This is a genomic window from Coriobacteriia bacterium (assembly GCA_018368455.1).
Lineage (GTDB): Bacteria > Actinomycetota > Coriobacteriia > Coriobacteriales > UMGS124 > JAGZEG01.
Map to the genome: position 1 here is coordinate 103,379 of JAGZEG010000010.1, position 16,274 is coordinate 119,652.

Below are 16,274 nucleotides of genomic sequence, written 5' to 3' on the forward strand. Positions count from 1 at the left end.
GGATGTATATCTCGAAGTTGCCGCTCAACTCTGCTCGCAGGGGAGCAATGGAGTTGATCGCGTCGCCGAACAAAATGCACGCTGCCGTTGAGCATGCGTTTCCTCCTCGAGAGGAGAGTGGGTCTGCGCAGGGCAGGATTCTTTGGCGCTTGGATATTGTGCCCCGTGGCTCAGAGGATATCTGGTTGTATGTGGTGAGCCCTGACAAGCCCGATTTCACGCATATTTGCGAGCGGGCGGGATGGCCGACGTTAGGGACGTGGGAGACTAAGGACTATGCGCCCCTGCTGGATCGAATAGCAGATGGCCAGGTCTGGAGTTTCAGGTTGAAGGCAAATCCGGTCAGAAAGGTCTCCAAGGATTTGGGGACCCAGAAGAACGAGAATGTTGTCGGAAAAATCCAGGGCCATGTTACCGAGCAGCAGCAGCTCAAATGGCTGCTTTCCCGGTGCGAAGAACATGGGTTCTCTGTTGCGTCGGACAGCGCTGGTGCGCCTGCCGTGCGCTTGAGCCAGCGGGCTAAGGGTGCGTTTCTCCACAAGGGGAGCCACGTTACCCTGACGACGGTGGTGTATGACGGCACACTGGTGGTTTTGGATGCCGAGAAGTTTAGACGCACACTGTGCTACGGGATGGGGCGGGCTAAAGGATTTGGATGTGGCCTGCTTACGGTGGCCCCCGCCCGGGCCATCTTCCGATGAGCGCCGAGATGTCTGGGGGAGGAACGGGTGGGCCTCGTAAGAAGCCTCTGGGCTCCCCTCCCCCGGAGGTCACGGACTTGGCGCGTGTGCAGGATCGTCTGACGTTTGCGTATTTCGAACGCTGCACCGTGAGTCGCTCAGACAACGCCATCACAATCGTCGATGACGAGGGGACGGTGTATCTGCCTGCGGCTTCGCTTAACGTTCTCATGCTGGGACCTGGCACAACGGTTACCCATCGCGCAATGACAACGATAGGGGAAAACGGTGCGACTGTTATTTGGGTTGGAGAGCGCGGGGTCAGGATGTATGCGTTCGGTAAGCCTCTCACGCACTCTTCGGCCCTCTTGCAGCGCCAGGCGGCTCTTGTCTCCAACGCGCGCTCGCGGCTTGCCGTGGCGCGACGCATGTATGGCATGCGTTTTGAGGGCGAAGACGTATCGAAACTCACCATGCAGCAGCTTCGAGGGCGCGAAGGGGCCCGAGTCCGCAAGGTATATCGGGCGCGGTCACACGAGACGGGTGTTCCATGGGACAAAAGGGTGTTTGATCCAAACGATTACGATGCGGGATCGGAGATAAACAAAGCGCTGTCTGCGGCGCATACGTGCCTCTACGGAATCGTGCACGCGGCCATCGTTGCGCTCGGGTGCTCGCCGGGGCTGGGCTTTGTGCACACGGGACACGAGAAGTCGTTTGTGTACGATATTGCCGATCTGTACAAAGCTGATGTTTCAATCCCAGTTGCGTTCAGGGCTGCCGCGACGAAGCCGGATGACATCGGGTCAGTAGTGCGACATGCCATGAGGGACGAGTTCTATAACCTGGCGATTCTCGATCGCATTGTCAGCGATGTAAAGGACTTGCTGCTGGGAGAGGTTGTTCAAGAGCCGGATACGATGGGGGACCTCGTCACGCTTTGGGATGATAAGCGGGGAGAGGTGCCGGCGGGGAAGTCCTACGCAGAGGACTGGGACCTCGGGGCGGTGGAAGAGACATGATCGTTATGGTGTTGACTGCCTGCCCAAGTGGTTTGCGCGGGGATCTGACGCGATGGCTGCTGGAGATAGCCCCAGGCGTGTTCGTTGGCCACGTGTCCGCTCGCGTCCGAGATAAGCTGTGGGAAAGAGTTGTTTCCCTGGCGGAAGGTGGGCGAGCAATCATGGTGTACTCGATGAACAACGAGCAACATCTGGCTTTTAAGGTTCACCAACCTGATTGGGGGCCTGTCGACGTGGATGGGCTGGAACTGATCCGCCGGCCAAAGGGGACTGAGGACTCCACGCTGATGGGTGCGCCAAAGGCGGGGTGGAGCAGCGCGAGCAAGCGCCACCGTGCGCGGAGATATGGCGGATGAAGTTCGTGGCGGGCGGCGTTTCGGGTGCGGGCTTTTTGCTTTGAGAACGGGGCTTTTGCGAGAAGGAAAGTGAATTAAAATCGAGATGCTTCGGCAGGGATCCCGAGGTCAACAAGTGTGCTCCCCGCGTATGCGGGGATGATCCCTGCCTTTCCGGCTGCAGAGGCTGCGCCCGCTGCGTGCTCCCCGCGTATGCGGGGATGATCCCATCCCCTGCGGTACTGTAGTGAGACTGATGATGGTGCTCCCCGCGTATGCGGGGATGATCCCAACGCGTTGGCCGTGGCGAACCAGCAGAGAAACGTGCTCCCCGCGTATGCGGGGATGATCCCTCGAACGGCGTGCGCTGGCGCAAGTGGGCCTCGGTGCTCCCCGCGTATGCGGGGATGATCCCTGGCGGAAGTCGGCCACGAGCTCCGCCGGGCGCGTGCTCCCCGCGTATGCGGGGATGATCCCGCGCGGCGTATCACGGTCTTTCTGGCCATCGCCGTGCTCCCCGCGTATGCGGGGATGATCCCAACTACTCCACGAAGCAGGAGCGCGAGATATCGGTGCTCCCCGCGTATGCGGGGATGATCCCCCAGTCAGGCAGCGTCGAGTTGGGCGTCAGCGCGTGCTCCCCGCGTATGCGGGGATGATCCCGAGCGCATCGTCGAGCACTTCATGCTGCGCGAGGTGCTCCCCGCGTATGCGGGGATGATCCCCTTCGAGCTGGACCCGGACTCGACCGACCCGACGTGCTCCCCGCGTATGCGGGGATGATCCCGAGACGGCCACGGAGCTGACCTGCACCATCAACGTGCTCCCCGCGTATGCGGGGATGATCCTACGGGGTTGCCGTCGTAGTTGGTCAGCTCGATCGTGCTCCCCGCGTATGCGGGGATGATCCCGCCGTATCTGGCATCGTCACCCAAAACGAAAACGTGCTCCCCGCGTATGCGGGGATGATCCCGCGTACGCCAGGTTGTACGCGGCCACCTTTCCGGTGCTCCCCGCGTATGCGGGGATGATCCCGTCGAGGAGTCAGAGTCGCGCTCGCCGGAGATGGTGCTCCCCGCGTATGCGGGGATGATCCCGATGGTGGGTCAAGGAGGGCTAAACGTGCCGCCGTGCTCCCCGCGTATGCCGGGATGATCCCGCAGGCGGACATTGACGCCTTTCTGCGATGAGGGTGCTCCCCGCGTATGCGGGGATGATCCCACCGACCCCGACACGTCCATGGCGTGGTCGTGCGTGCTCCCCGCGTATGCGGGGATGATCCCATAAACCTCGCGGAGCTCCGCCCGACGGGAGACGTGCTCCCCGCGTATGCGGGGATGATCCCCTCCACGCCGCGCTCTACCCTGCGACCGGGGCGGTGCTCCCCGCGTATGCGGGGATGATCCCTAGAAAGGAGCACCACATGAGCACGCACTACGAGTGCTCCCCGCGTATGCGGGGATGATCCCCAGGCCAACGTCATGGCAAACGTCGGCACGGGCGTGCTCCCCGCGTATGCGGGGATGATCCCTACTTCCACGTGGCCTACGCGAGCAGCTCTGACGTGCTCCCCGCGTATGCGGGGATGATCCCGCCATGTCGAGCCTGCTGTCCTCCGCATGGGAGGTGCTCCCCGCGTATGCGGGGATGATCCCATCGTCTCGTTGCCCTGCGGATCTGCCGTCAGGGTGCTCCCCGCGTATGCGGGGATGATCCTTGGGGCTGGGACAACCCCGACTACGACCACGTGGTGCTCCCCGCGTATGCGGGGATGATCCCGACATCAGGTGGAAAGAGACGAAGTCGGGCAAGGTGCTCCCCGCGTATGCGGGGATGATCCGATGACGCCTCGGTGTCCGGCGCGACCGCGCACCGTGCTCCCCGCATGTGCGGGGATGATCCCCACTCCAGCACGACCCGCTTGTCCATGATCGGGGTGCTCCCCGCATGTGCGGGGATGATCCCTTCGTGGACGCCTACGGATACGAGAGGGGTCAGGTGCTCCCCGCATGTGCGGGGATGATCCCCACCCGCCCGCGCCCAGCACGGCCACGGCCGCCGTGCTCCCCGCGTATGCGGGGATGATCCCGCGGCGCACGTCAGGAATCCCCACCCCGCGCCGGTGCTCCCGCGTATGCGGGGATGATCCCTACGACGCGAACGTCTCGTATGGCGACCCCTTTGTGCTCCCCGCGTATGCGGGGATGATCCCATGATGACGCCCCACACGAGGGTCGCGGCACCCGTGCTCCCCGCATATGCGGGGATGACCCCTGGGTGCTCAAGAGCCGCCTGGTCTGGGAGCGCGTGCTCCCCGCGTATGCGGGGATGATCCCGAGGCGTGGAACGGTTTCGTCGAGACGGTCAGCGTGCTCCCCGCGTATGCGGGGATGATCCTCGGGGAGCCCGGCAGCGGCAAGTCGTACAGCCTGTGCTCCCCGCATACGCGGGGATGATCCCGAGATCATGCTGTCGGCCAACCGCCTCGAGTACGTGCTCCCGCATACGCGGGGATGATCCCGTCGAGCAGGGCGCCATCCAGTTCGCCCAGAAGGTGCTCCCCGCATGTGCGGGGATGATCCACCGGCGCTGGCCGACGCCGACAGGGCCCGGCCCAGTGTTCCCCGCATGCGCGGGGATGATCCCGGGATGGAGTCCTACGCCAAGTCCGCCGAGGTCGTGCTCCCCGCACATGCGGGGATGATCCCATGAAGAAAATAGCGGACGGCTTTGGAATGACCGTGCTCCCCGCGCATGCGGGGATGATCCCGTGGCGACGTCGATCAACAGGGTCGTCTATATCGCTGCCGCGGGCGAAGTCGTCGCCCCATTCCTCTCCTCGGCGAGAGACTTCGCCTCTTTGCCAACGAGCGTCTCGACTCGCAGGGCGAGCACACAGGTGGCGGGGCCGAACTTGTCGATCTCTTCCTGCGTCGCCCCACGAGGATTGGCCAGCGTTGCCGCATATGCGAGACCGAGCTCCATGAGCGCCACCTGTCGCTCCTGTTCGTCTTCAACCTCCTCGATGCACCCCGTCGCCACGGCGCTGCGATAACGCGTCGAATAGTTCTCGGGCACGACATCATCGGCGAACGTCACACAGAAGCTCGCGCGGTTCGTTCCCTCCTGCGCTCCCTGGCGAATGAGCTCGATCTTGTGCCCCTTGAGTGCCCCGTGGAAGTAGAACGTGCCGAGCGGAGCTGCATCCGTTGCAGGCTCGTACACGTAGCTTATCGGTACCTGATAGGGAACGCCCGCAACGGGGTCGTTCAGGGCCAGGGTTCCGGACGTCGCCCCGTGAGCTACCAGCAGCGATGCCACCTCTTCACGTGGGAGCTCTTGGCGTGTCCGGCGCATGGGAATGGTCTGCGCCCGCGTTGGATTCTCCGCGGAGGCGGAGGCCGGCTTGGTTTTGGCCGCGAGCTGCTCGTCGATGAGCTCGACCTCATGAGCGAAGTCGGCCCCGGCCTGATCCGCTCGCTTCCTCTTCTCGATGCCGAGCGCATCCATCTGGCCGATGTACTCCTGCGCCATGCGCTTCCACGTGGCTCGCTCCTCGTCGGTGATGGTGCGCAGCACGCGACACGGGCTCCCGACGGCTATGCAGTGGTCGGGGATGTCGTGCGTTACGACTGACCCCGCTCCGATGACGACGTCGCTTCCGATAGTGACGCCGGGGCAGATGGTCGTGTTTCCCCCGATCCAGACGTCATCGCCGATCGTGATGGGAAGGGCCAGCTCAACGTGCGTGTTACGTGTCTCGGCATCGATGGGGTGCGTCGGCGTGTACATCCCTACCTGCGGTCCGACGAACACATTGTCGCCAATCGTGATGGGTGCGCAGTCGAGGAAAACGCAGCTGGTGTTGGCATAGAAGCCCCGCCCCAGCGAGATATTGCTTCCGTAGTCGCAGCGAAATGGCGGCTCGATGCAGCAGTCGTCGGCGAGCGATCCGATGAGCATCTCAAGCAGCGCACGACGACCCTGCGGATCCGTGACGCTCGAGGCGTTATAGCGCTCCAGGAGGATGCGGCACCTGATGAACGCGCGCGACATCTCGGGATCCTCGTAGCCACCTCCGTAAAGCAGCCCGGCAAGTGCTCGCTGTATCTGCGAACCGCTGCTCGCAATCTCTTCGAGATCAGTGGAGTCGACTGTCTGGGACGGCGCGAGGCTCTCGTTACTCATGGGCTTCCCTTCGGGTGGCGGCGCGGTCGGGTTGGCATGCAGATTGCCCACATACAAGCGTAGCCCGAAAGGGGGTCCGTGCCTCTCGCGGCACGGTATCTCCTCAGAGGGCCGTAGCTAACTCGGAGGCATTCCTCCCCGTTTTCGCTTCGGTACAATGAGAAAGATCGGTGGCATCCTATAGGGTGAGGGGCGCGCGATGGAGACATTTCTGAACGCACATGCCGACACGGTTCTCGTCGTGGCGCTGTGGTCCCCTGCTATCGTTGCGGGGCTGTGCTTCCTCATCTCGTTTGTGCGCGAGCCTCGTCGCTTTCGTAACGCTATCTACCTGCTGGCCGGTCTTCTGTGGGCCGCCCTGATGCTCGGCATGCGCTTTGGCCAGCTGTGGATGGTGATACCGCTTGTCCTTGCTGCGCTTCTGTTCCCTCTCGCTGCCTCGGGACTGCTCGTTGCGAATTGCGTCACCGTTGTGCGGCGCAACGGTTTGTCAGCGTCAAGCTTGCTGCCCGGTGCACTCGCGGCTTTCATCCTGCTCATGTATTTTGCCTTGCCGGTGGCGGTGACGCTCTCTGCGCCGGTGTGGGTTATCGAAGTCATCGGCCTGCTGATGCTGGAGGGGCTCTGGTTCTCGTTCACGCTCGTGGCGCTCCTGCTGTACTCGTGGTTTTACCGCGTCCTGCCACGTCGCCGCACGTACGACTACATCGTCGTGCACGGAGCTGGCCTGGTGGGTGACAAGCCGTCGCCGCTTCTGGCGGGGCGCCTTGACCGTGCGCTCGAGCTGTGGGATCGCCAGGGTCGCGTGGGGTATTTCATTGTCTCGGGAGGCCAGGGGCCTGACGAGGAGGTGTCGGAGGCGCGGGCCATGCACGCTTATCTTGCTAAGCGCGGTGTTCCCGACGAGATGATCCTCGACGAGGACGAGTCCACGACAACTATGGAGAACCTTGCGTTCTCTAAGCGCATCATGGACGAGCGGGCGGGCCTTGGTGCGCCTGCTGGCGATGTCCCCACTCCATCGCGCGCCGGCGCCCCCCGGCGATGCCGTCCGTATCGCTGCGCCGTCGTCACAAGCGACTTCCATGTGTTTCGCTGTGCTGAATATGCCCACAAGCTGGGCATTCAGGCCGACGGCGTCGGGAGCCCCACGCGCGGCTGGTACTGGCCGGCCGCGTTCATGCGCGAGTTCATTGCTATCACGAAGGCCCATCTGTGGCCGTATGTCGTCATCTTCGTGTTATGGGCGCTCTACATCGCGGCAACGTACGTATTCTAGTCGCGCGGCGGGAAGCTTCACATCTGCATTTTCCTGCTGGTTCGTCCGCTTCTTTTCGAGGCCATTTAGAGGAAGTGAATGCCATTTCGCTTCCTCTAGGTAAGATATAGAGGAAGCGAGACACCGCGTGCCACCCTTGTGTTACGCGTAGAGCAGCAGATAAGAGGTGAACTTAGAGATGTCATGTCGGCAAACGGAAAAAGAACGGGACTTTTTGCAGCCATGCTCAGTATGTCCGCATGATCAGGACGGTGTGGAAGAGCTAGGGGGCCGGACTGTTCTACCAGGGGGGAAACAACAACCCGGCGCTTTGTGGCCACCCGTTGTTTTGGAAGAGCTGCCGTGGCATCGCGATCCGGACGAGCTTGTTTTTGCCTCGAAGCGCCAGCGTCAGCGCATCAGATCGACATACTGGGCGGCTGTTCCCCCTGCTATTGCGGATCGGGACTTCTCTCTTCCCCAAGACATCCTCTCACGCATGGACGACCTGATGGTCAGCCTAGCTCGGTTTGATGCGGGTCAACAAGCGCGGGGATACAATCTGCCTGCTCTTCTTCTGCGCAGTGAGTCAGCGGCGAGCTCCCAGATCGAGAATTTGACGTCAAGCGTGCGTAACGTTGCGCTGGCGGAGTTGTCGGATGGGGCCCCACATAACGCACGTCTCATAGCGGGAAATGTTGCCGCGATGCATACTGCATTAGCCTTGCCCGATGACCTTACCGTCGACGGCATCTGCGAGATTCACCGGGCTCTCATGGCGCCGTCAGGTGAGTCATTTGGAGGAGAGCTTCGCGAGGAACAGGTTTGGATTGGGGGGAGTGGCTTTAGCCCGCATGGTGCCCTCTTTGTCCCTCCTCAGCCGTCTAGGGTGCGTGCCTGCCTCGACGACCTTGTCATCTACGCTCGCCGCGATAACGTGAACCCCATCGTCAAAGCTGCTATTGTGCACGCTCAATTCGAGACGATCCACCCCTTCATTGACGGGAATGGTCGAACGGGACGGACGCTTCTCCATAAGATTCTACGGCGTGATGGCGTTCTCACCGAAGCGACGCTTCCTGTATCAGCGGGCTTGCTTCACGACGTCGGTATGTATATGGAGTCGCTGAGGGCATATCAAGCTGGTAATCCCATTGCTATTGTTGAGAGGATTGTCGAAGCGCTTGAGCAAGCCATCCTCATAGGCTCACTGGTGGCGAGCGCTCTTGATGATGTACTGTCTAGCTGGTCGTCTCGTATGAAGGAGCGCGTGGGGGCAAGTATCCATCGCTTGCCAAACGTTCTGGCCGAGCAGCCTGTCGTTGATTCCCGATACTTGGCACGCACGATGGGTATCACCGTACGAGCCGCAAATAACCTGCTCGACCGGGCGTGCTCCTATGGGATGCTCAGACCGATTGGCACGGCTCGCCGGGGTATCTTTTACCAGGCGGACGAGCTCCTAGACGTGCTTGAGGAGATATCTGGCATGGCTGGCATCCGTCGAGTTCTGGCACGTGGACGCCTTACATGATTACGAACACATGTTCCCATATGCGCATGATGGGTATATACTTTCCCCAGCGCAATGCTCCCGCGCACCTGATGAGCGGTGGGTATATGGGCATATGTCATCAACGAATACTCTCGGTGAGAAGGAGAACAGCCTCATGACGAAAGACGAAGTGCTCGAACTTATCAAAGAGGCCATGCGTGCGAAGGATAAGGTTCGTCTGTCCATCCTGCGTCAGGTGAACGAGGAGTTCAAAAAGATCGAAGTCGACCAGCGCCGCGATGTGACCGATGCCGACGTGACGGCTTGCGTCAAGAAGCTCATCAAGGTGACGTCCGAGACGCTCGATTACTCGCGTCAGGCCGGCACGAACGAGGAGCGTACCGCAAACCTTGCACGCCAGGTGGAAATCCTCGAAGGCCTGTTGCCCCATCAGGTCGCTGGCGATGAGCTCGCTGCCCTTATCGACGCTGTCGTTTCTGAGCTGGGCCTGTCTTCGAAGAAGGACATGGGCCGCCTCATGAAAGAGCTTGGCGAGCGCACGGGTGGCAACTTCGACAAGCCGTCTGCTGCCAAGCTGGCGGGGGCAAAGCTGGCATAGCATCGCCGCGTCGATGGGCATTCGTCGAGACGGTGCCCAGGCGTCGTGGCACGCCCTGGCGGTGCGCTATCATGGCGCCATCCCGGGAATGTGGGCCGAGGGGTCATTCTCGGCGCTGGATGAGTGATCTTCCAAGCGTTGGGATACCCTGGGCGGTGGCATGCGAAGGCAGGCGGATACCATGGCTCAACAAAACAACCAGCGTCCAGGTGGCGAGAATCCCTATCAGCGGAGGGGCTCGCATTTTGCTCCGCCATCTGGCCCTGCTCCCCAGAGTGGCGCACGGCAAGGACAGCCCCGAGGGACTGCGAGTCCTCGAGGATCTCGCTTCGCTGCGCCACAGGGGGGACAGCCTCAGGGCGCACCTTCGTCGGCATATAGTCGCTCAGCCTATAAGGGATCGTCCTCGGCCCAGCGCCCTCAGCCAGCCGGCCGCCGGTTCGCCCAGAATCCCGCCTCTTCGCGTGACCTGCCCCAGGTGCCCGGCTACGTGCCCTCGATGGCGGGTGGGCCCTCCGGAGGTCAGCCGCCTCAGAAAAAGAGCGGGCGCGGTACGACAATTGCTGCGGTCATCTTGCTCATCGTGGGCCTGGCCTTGCTGGGCACGGCGCTTGGCATCTATCTGATGACGCAGCACAACTACCAGCAGAACAAAGACGAGTACGCCGCCCTTGCCGCGCAGAACGTCACCGAGGACACGGCAACGAATGAGCCCGTCGTCGACTTCACGACGCTCAAGACGCAGAACCCCGAGATCGTGGGGTGGGTTCAGATTCCGGGTACGCCGGTCAACTATCCGATTGCCCAGCATGGTGATAACGACTACTACCTTAACCACTCGTTCCTCGGACGCGATGATGACTTCGGTGCGGTGTTCCTCGACTACCGCAGTGACCCGGCGCTGGGCGATCGCCTCACGACCATCTACGGGCACCACCTCAAGAACGGAGAGATGTTCGCAAAGGTTGCCGACTACTCCGACCAGGCGGAGTTCGACGCGATTCCCGCTGTGTACTACGTGACAGATGACGGCGCGGTGCACGATCTCGTCCCGATCGGTGCGCTCGTCGTGGACGGCGAGGACACGGGCGTCCTGCGGTTCGACTTCGCGTCTGACGCGGAGTTCCAGGCCTACGTGCAGGGCCTGCTCGATCGCTGCTCTTCTCGGCGAGCCGACGTGAACGTTGCGGGCATCGCGCACCTCTACATGCTGTCGACTTGCAGCTACGAGCGTGAGAACGACCGCACGATCCTGTTGGCTGTCGATCGTGCGCAGATCGGTGCTGCTGCTCATGACGCGTCTCAAGACATCGCCGACATTCGTTCAGAGGCGGGCCAGGTCGTGAGCGACGTGACCGGCGAGCCTGCGACCGACGCGGCAGCTCCTGCCGAAGACGCGGCTCCTGCCGAGGATGTGCCGGTGGATGAGGGCGTGCCTGCGGAGGATGTCGCTGCGTAACGCATCTGACCTATGCGGGGGCTATGCTGTGTGTGCGGCATAGCCCCCGTTTGCATTGTGTCCCGATGACTTCCGAAGAGGAGTTTATGAACGCCCTGAGCATGGCTTCACTTGCGTCAAAGCCGTCCGACTGCACCATGTGCGGGAACAGCTCACCTTGCTCATCCGCCGACTGGGCATCCTCCGACAAACCCGAGGAGGAATGCGGCGTTTTCGGCGTGTGGGCACCGGGCAAAGATGTCGCCCGCATGTCGTACTTTGCCCTGCATGCGTTGCAGCATCGTGGCCAGGAGTCGGCTGGCATAGCCGTGGGTGACGGTCAGACCGTGCTCGTTCGCAAGGACACCGGCCTCGTCAACCAGGTGTTCTCCGATGCGGATATCGCTTCCCTCGTCGGCGACGTCGCCGTGGGGCACGTGCGCTATGGTACGGCGGGCTCTAAAGGCTGGATGGGCGCCCAACCGCACCTCTCCACCATCGGCGATGTCATCATCGCCCTAGCTCACAACGGCACGCTCGTCAACTCCGATAACCTGAGGCGCCAGCTCATCGATCTCGGCGTTCCGTTCATGAGCAACACCGACTCCGAGGTTGCCACGCGCCTCATCGGCTACTTCACGCAGAACACGCATCACATCCGCGAAGGCATTCGCAACACGATGGAGCTGCTCGAGGGCGGTTATGCCATGGCGCTCATCAATGATGAGGCGCTCTACGCATTCCGTGACCCGCAGGGCATCCGCCCGCTCGTACTCGGCGAGCTGCCCGATGGCGCCGGTTGGTGCGTTGCAAGCGAGACGTGCGCCCTCGACATCCTGGGCGCGACGTTCGTGCGAGACGTGCGCCCTGGCGAGGTTCTGCGCATCAACCGCGAGGGCCTCGTCAGCGAACAGGCCGTCCCCGCCCGTCCGCGGGCGCTGTGCATCTTCGAGCACGTGTATTTCGCTCGCCCTGACTCCGTTATGGAAGGCGACTCCATCTACGCTGCTCGCGTACGCATGGGTCGTGAGCTGGCGCGCGAGGCCCCGGCCGATGCCGATCTCGTTATCGCCGTGCCCGACTCGGGTGTCCCGGCAGCCGTGGGCTTCTCGCGCGAGAGCGGCATTCCTTACGGCGACGGCCTTGTGAAGAACCGCTACGTTGGTCGCACGTTCATCCAGCCGACGCAGGAGCTGCGCCAGATGGGCGTGCGCATGAAGCTCAATCCGCTGCGCGAGGTTATCGAGGGCAAACGCCTTGTCGTCGTGGACGATTCCATCGTGCGTGGTACGACGTCGAAGCAGATTGTCCACATGCTGCGCGAGGCGGGCGCAACTGAGGTTCACATGCGCATCGTGTCGCCAGAGGTCAAGTGGCCGTGCTTTTACGGCATCGACACGGACGTGCAGGCGCAGCTCATCTCCGCGCGCAAGGACCCGCAGGGCGTGTGCGATTACATCGGGGCAGACTCACTGGCGTTTCTTTCGGTTCCCGCTTTGCTTGGTTGCGTGCGGCCGGGCGGATACTGTTGCGCCTGCTATGATGGATGCTATCCGGTCGAGATTCCCGCAGCGTTTTCGCGCGGCAAGTTCCTCGACGGGTATGAGCCCAACAACCTGGCTGCGGCGCCCGAGAGCACGCGGCGCAGGGTCAGCGACATCGCCGACGAGATCGAAAGGGAGTACCAGTGAGCACCCAGAACACGAGCGACCTGGACGAGCTGAACAAGCAGGGTGCCGCGGGCGCCCCCGAGATCACCTACCGCGATGCCGGCGTCGATGTTGACGAGGGCGAGCGTGCGGTCGATGCCATCAAGGAGTGCGTCGCCTCGACGCGCCGCCCTGAGGTCATCGGCGGACTCGGTGGCTTTGGCTCGCTGTTCTCCGCGGCGGCGTTCAAAGACATGGACGATCCCGTGCTCGTAAGCGGCACGGACGGCGTCGGCACGAAGATCAAGCTTGCGCAGGTTTTCGGCAAGCACGACACTGTGGGCATCGATCTGGTGGCCATGTGCGTCAATGACATCCTGGCCGGTGGTGCCGAGCCCCTGTTCTTCCTCGACTACATCGCGATCGGTCATATCGAGGCCGATCACGTGGCCGAGATCGTGAGCGGCGTGGCAGAGGGGTGCAAGCAGGCCGGTTGCGCTCTGGTGGGCGGCGAGATGGCCGAGCACCCTGGCGTCATGGCAAGCGACGAGTACGACCTGGCTGGCTTTACGGTGGGCGTCGTCGACCGTGCGAAGATCCTGCAGCCCGAGATGGTCAACGAGGGCGACGTCATTCTGGGTGTGGCCTCGAGCGGCCTGCACTCCAACGGCTTCTCGCTCGTGCGCCGCATCATCCTCGACGGACGTGATCGCGAGGAGTACTTCAAGCCGCTACCCGAGCTGGGCGGCGAGAGCCTGGCTGAGGCAACGCTGCGCCCGACGCGCATCTACGTGAAGAGCGTGCTGCCGCTCATCAAGGAGGATCACGGCATCCACGGCATCGCCCACATCACGGGTGGCGGCATCACGAACAACCTGAATCGTGTCATCCCCGCGACGATGGACGCGGCTATCGATCGCGGTACGTGGAATGTGCCGCCGGTCATCGAGTATGTGGTGAACGCGGCTCGCCTCTCTGACGACGAGGCTTACAAGACGTACAACATGGGCGTCGGCATGGCGATCATCGTGGATCCTCAGCGCGTTGACGAGGTGGCCGAGGCTCTGACTGCTGCCGGCGAGACGGTGTTCCCGATTGGCGAGATGGTGGCGGGCACAGGTCGCGTTATTTACCGGTAGGGGGTCTCGGGCCACCGGAGGGCGCCTGCCGCGGGCGCGCAGACCACAGCACGGCATCTGCGGCGTTGCCCGGAGGCTCGCGTACTTAGTACGCGTCGCCTCCGGGCGCCTTGTATCTGCCGCACTGTGGCGGCGCGCAGGGCAAGGGCGGAGTCGGGGTCGAGATGTCAGGAGCCAAGCCCAGGTCAGAGGGTTTGCAGGTCAAGGGCGGTGGCAAAGATAAGATCGCAGGGCCGGGATAGAGGTCGAGTTTGCGAGCCTGTTGGGTCGAGCAGAGCTGAAGGGGTTGGGCGGATGAGCATTAAGTTGGGCGTTCTTATCTCGGGGTCGGGCACGAACCTGCAGGCCATCATTGATCGCATCGCTGATGGGTCGCTCGATGCCTCGATCGAGCTCGTCGTGTCGAGCCGTCCCGACGCCTATGGCCTGAAGCGTGCGGCAGAGGCAGGACTCGAGACGCTTTCGATGTCGCGCGATGTCTATGCCGCCGATCCCATCGTGGCCGATACAATCATCGCTACCGAGCTCGTGCAGCACGGCGTGGACTACGTCGTGATGGCTGGCTATATGCGCATGGTGCGCGAGCCCCTGCTCGAGGCATTCCCCAACCGCATCGTGAACCTGCATCCCGCGCTGCTCCCGTCGTTCAAGGGTGCGCACGCCATCCAGGACGCGTGGACGCGTGGCGTCAAGGTGACGGGCGTGACCGTGCACTTTGCTAACGCCGACTACGACTGCGGCCCCATTATTGCCCAACGTGCCGTGACCGTTGACGAGGGTATGTCGCTCGACGACCTTGAGGCTCGCATCCACGAGACGGAACATGCGCTTTACCCGGAGACGCTGCAGCTCCTCGCTGAGGATCGCGTGCACGTGATGGGCGACAACACCGTGCGCATTGACCCACCTGCTCCTGTGGAGGCATAGCGCCTGACACGCGGGCGTTTCGTACATATGAGTAGGGATGGACAGCCCGCTGCATTCGTGCTGCAGCGGGCCGTTTGCTGTGTAAGGCCCTGCTTTTTGAGGCGCCCCTGAGTGGTACGGATTTGCGGTTGTGCGAGCTTTTGCAAAACCGCTTGCCAAATCTGGCCCCGATTTTCGGCTGTGCTAGGTTTGCACGGCGCTCGGAAGGTGTCACCGCTGCCTGCAGACTGCTAGTAACGTATCTACCTGCGGTTTCTTGAGGCGCTGCCTGGCTTCGAGGTCATGTCTTCTCGCACAAAGCTCGCATAACCGCAAAACGAGCCCAAATTTGAGGCACGGTTTTGCAAAACCTAGCACAACCGCGAAAGCGTGCCACATATCCAGCTCTAGCAAGGTCCACATACGCGCCCCAAGCCTTGCAAAGGGCCGCATTCTCGCCCTGCCCACGCGCGGGCTTGCCGGAGAGTAGTCAGAAATCAGCTCGCCAATACAAAAAGCCCGGCCGCCCTTCGCGAGAAGGGCGGCCGGGCTTCGTCGTGCGCACGTCTTCCGGGCTTCGTTACGCCTTCGGGATGTCGTGTTCCTCGGAGGCGTGCGTGACGCTCAGCGGGTGATGGCAGGCCACGATGTGCCCGCCGCCCAAGTCGCGCAGCTTGGGCGCCTCGGTGCCGCACTTCTCGTCTGCGAAGGGGCACCGCGGGTGGAAGCGGCAGCCCTTCGGCACGTTGATGGGGCTCGGCAGCTCGCCTTTCACGACGGTCTTCGTGATGTGGGCGTCCACGTCCATGGACGGCGCGGCCGCGAGCAGCACCTCGGTGTAGGGGTGGCGCGGATGATCGTACAGCTCGTTCGTCTCGGCCACCTCGACGAGCGAGCCGAGGTACATGACGGCCACGCGGTCGGAGATGTAGCGCACGACGCGCAGGTCATGCGAGATGAACAGGATGGACAGCCCGAGCTTCTCCTGAAGGTCGATGAGCAAGTTGATGATCTGCGCCTGGATGGAGACGTCCAGGGCCGACACCGGTTCGTCGGCGATGATGAGCTTGGGCTTCACGGCCAGGGCGCGCGCGATGCCGATGCGCTGGCGCTGGCCGCCCGAGAACGCGCTCGGCAGGCGGTCGGCGTGCTCGGGCGAGAGGCCCACGAGCACGAGCAGCTCCTCGATGCGGTCGTTGACCTCGGCCTTCGAGCACATCTTGTGGTGTAGCAGCTCCTCGCGCAGCATGGCGCGCACCGTCATGCGCGGGTTGAGCGACGAGTACGGGTCCTGGAAGATCATCTGGATGTTGCGCGCGCTCTCGCGCAGGTCCTTCTTCTGGAGGCTCGTCAGCTCGGTGCCGGCAAACACGACCGTGCCCTCGGAGGGCTTGTACAGCTGGATGATCGTGCGGGCCAGCGTCGACTTGCCGCAGCCGGACTCTCCGACGAGTCCGAGCGTCTCGCCCTCGTTGAGCGACAGCGACACGTCAGACACGGCACTCACGTAGCGGCGGGGCTTCTTCATGAGGGCGTCGATGATGC

The 16,274-nt window shown here is 62.7% G+C and carries 12 protein-coding genes and 1 CRISPR repeat array; of the genes, 10 read left to right on the forward strand and 2 right to left on the reverse strand.

The genetic code is table 11. From position 1 onward, the window contains the following. Positions 1 to 2 precede the first annotated feature (2 nt). Genes cas6e through cas2e form a run of 3 tightly spaced genes read left to right on the forward strand, consistent with a single transcriptional unit; the run spans position 3 to position 2,058 of the window. Positions 3 to 701, forward strand: a complete 699-nt coding sequence (gene cas6e / locus KHZ24_07940; GenBank protein MBS5451122.1) for a type I-E CRISPR-associated protein Cas6/Cse3/CasE — start codon at positions 3 to 5, stop codon at positions 699 to 701. Then, positions 698 to 1,702 carry a type I-E CRISPR-associated endonuclease Cas1 gene (cas1e, locus tag KHZ24_07945; GenBank protein MBS5451123.1) on the forward strand — a complete coding sequence of 335 codons (1,005 nt, stop codon included), beginning with the start codon at positions 698 to 700 and terminating at the stop codon, positions 1,700 to 1,702. The genes cas6e and cas1e overlap by 4 nt, the downstream gene beginning before the upstream one ends. Next, entirely contained in the window at positions 1,699 to 2,058 is a 360-nt protein-coding gene (gene cas2e / locus KHZ24_07950) for a type I-E CRISPR-associated endoribonuclease Cas2 (protein ID MBS5451124.1), read from the forward strand. Before cas1e ends, cas2e begins: the two co-directional genes overlap by 4 nt. Positions 2,059 to 2,175: 117 nt before the next feature. Continuing rightward, a CRISPR array of direct repeats spans positions 2,176 to 4,807; the repeat unit is 29 nt; unit sequence GTGCTCCCCGCGTATGCGGGGATGATCCC. A 26-nt stretch (positions 4,808 to 4,833) separates the two neighbouring features. Here the strand turns inward: cas2e and KHZ24_07955 are convergent. Continuing rightward, positions 4,834 to 6,225 (reverse strand): pyridoxamine 5'-phosphate oxidase family protein, encoded by a 1,392-nt coding sequence (locus tag KHZ24_07955; protein MBS5451125.1) that lies wholly within the window; start codon positions 6,223 to 6,225, stop codon positions 4,834 to 4,836. 199 nt (positions 6,226 to 6,424) lie between these two features. On the opposite strand from KHZ24_07955, the gene KHZ24_07960 reads away from it, so the two are divergent. The 7 genes from KHZ24_07960 (at position 6,425) to KHZ24_07990 (ending at position 14,750) form a co-directional block, all read left to right on the forward strand. After that, positions 6,425 to 7,504 carry a YdcF family protein gene (locus KHZ24_07960; GenBank protein ID MBS5451126.1) on the forward strand — a complete coding sequence of 360 codons (1,080 nt, stop codon included), beginning with the start codon at positions 6,425 to 6,427 and terminating at the stop codon, positions 7,502 to 7,504. Positions 7,505 to 7,832: 328 nt separating this feature from the next. Beyond that, positions 7,833 to 9,017, forward strand: coding sequence for a Fic family protein (locus KHZ24_07965; protein ID MBS5451127.1), 1,185 nt, complete (start codon positions 7,833 to 7,835; stop codon positions 9,015 to 9,017). A gap of 136 nt (positions 9,018 to 9,153) precedes the next feature. After that, a complete protein-coding gene (locus KHZ24_07970) occupies positions 9,154 to 9,597 on the forward strand; it encodes a GatB/YqeY domain-containing protein (protein ID MBS5451128.1) in 444 nt (147 codons plus the stop codon). Between the two features lie 574 nt (positions 9,598 to 10,171). Further along, positions 10,172 to 11,056 (forward strand): class B sortase, encoded by an 885-nt coding sequence (locus tag KHZ24_07975; GenBank protein MBS5451129.1) that lies wholly within the window; start codon positions 10,172 to 10,174, stop codon positions 11,054 to 11,056. A 137-nt stretch (positions 11,057 to 11,193) separates the two neighbouring features. Then, complete coding sequence (locus KHZ24_07980) at positions 11,194 to 12,726, forward strand: amidophosphoribosyltransferase (protein ID MBS5451130.1); 1,533 nt, start codon at positions 11,194 to 11,196, stop codon at positions 12,724 to 12,726. 29 nt (positions 12,727 to 12,755) lie between these two features. After that, positions 12,756 to 13,823 carry a phosphoribosylformylglycinamidine cyclo-ligase gene (locus KHZ24_07985; protein ID MBS5451131.1) on the forward strand — a complete coding sequence of 356 codons (1,068 nt, stop codon included), beginning with the start codon at positions 12,756 to 12,758 and terminating at the stop codon, positions 13,821 to 13,823. Positions 13,824 to 14,117: 294 nt separating this feature from the next. After that, entirely contained in the window at positions 14,118 to 14,750 is a 633-nt protein-coding gene (locus KHZ24_07990) for a phosphoribosylglycinamide formyltransferase (protein MBS5451132.1), read from the forward strand. A gap of 559 nt (positions 14,751 to 15,309) precedes the next feature. On the opposite strand, the gene KHZ24_07995 is transcribed toward KHZ24_07990, so the two are convergent. Beyond that, the coding region (locus KHZ24_07995) for an ATP-binding cassette domain-containing protein (GenBank protein MBS5451133.1) at positions 15,310 to 16,274 on the reverse strand (965 nt) is incomplete at its 5' end.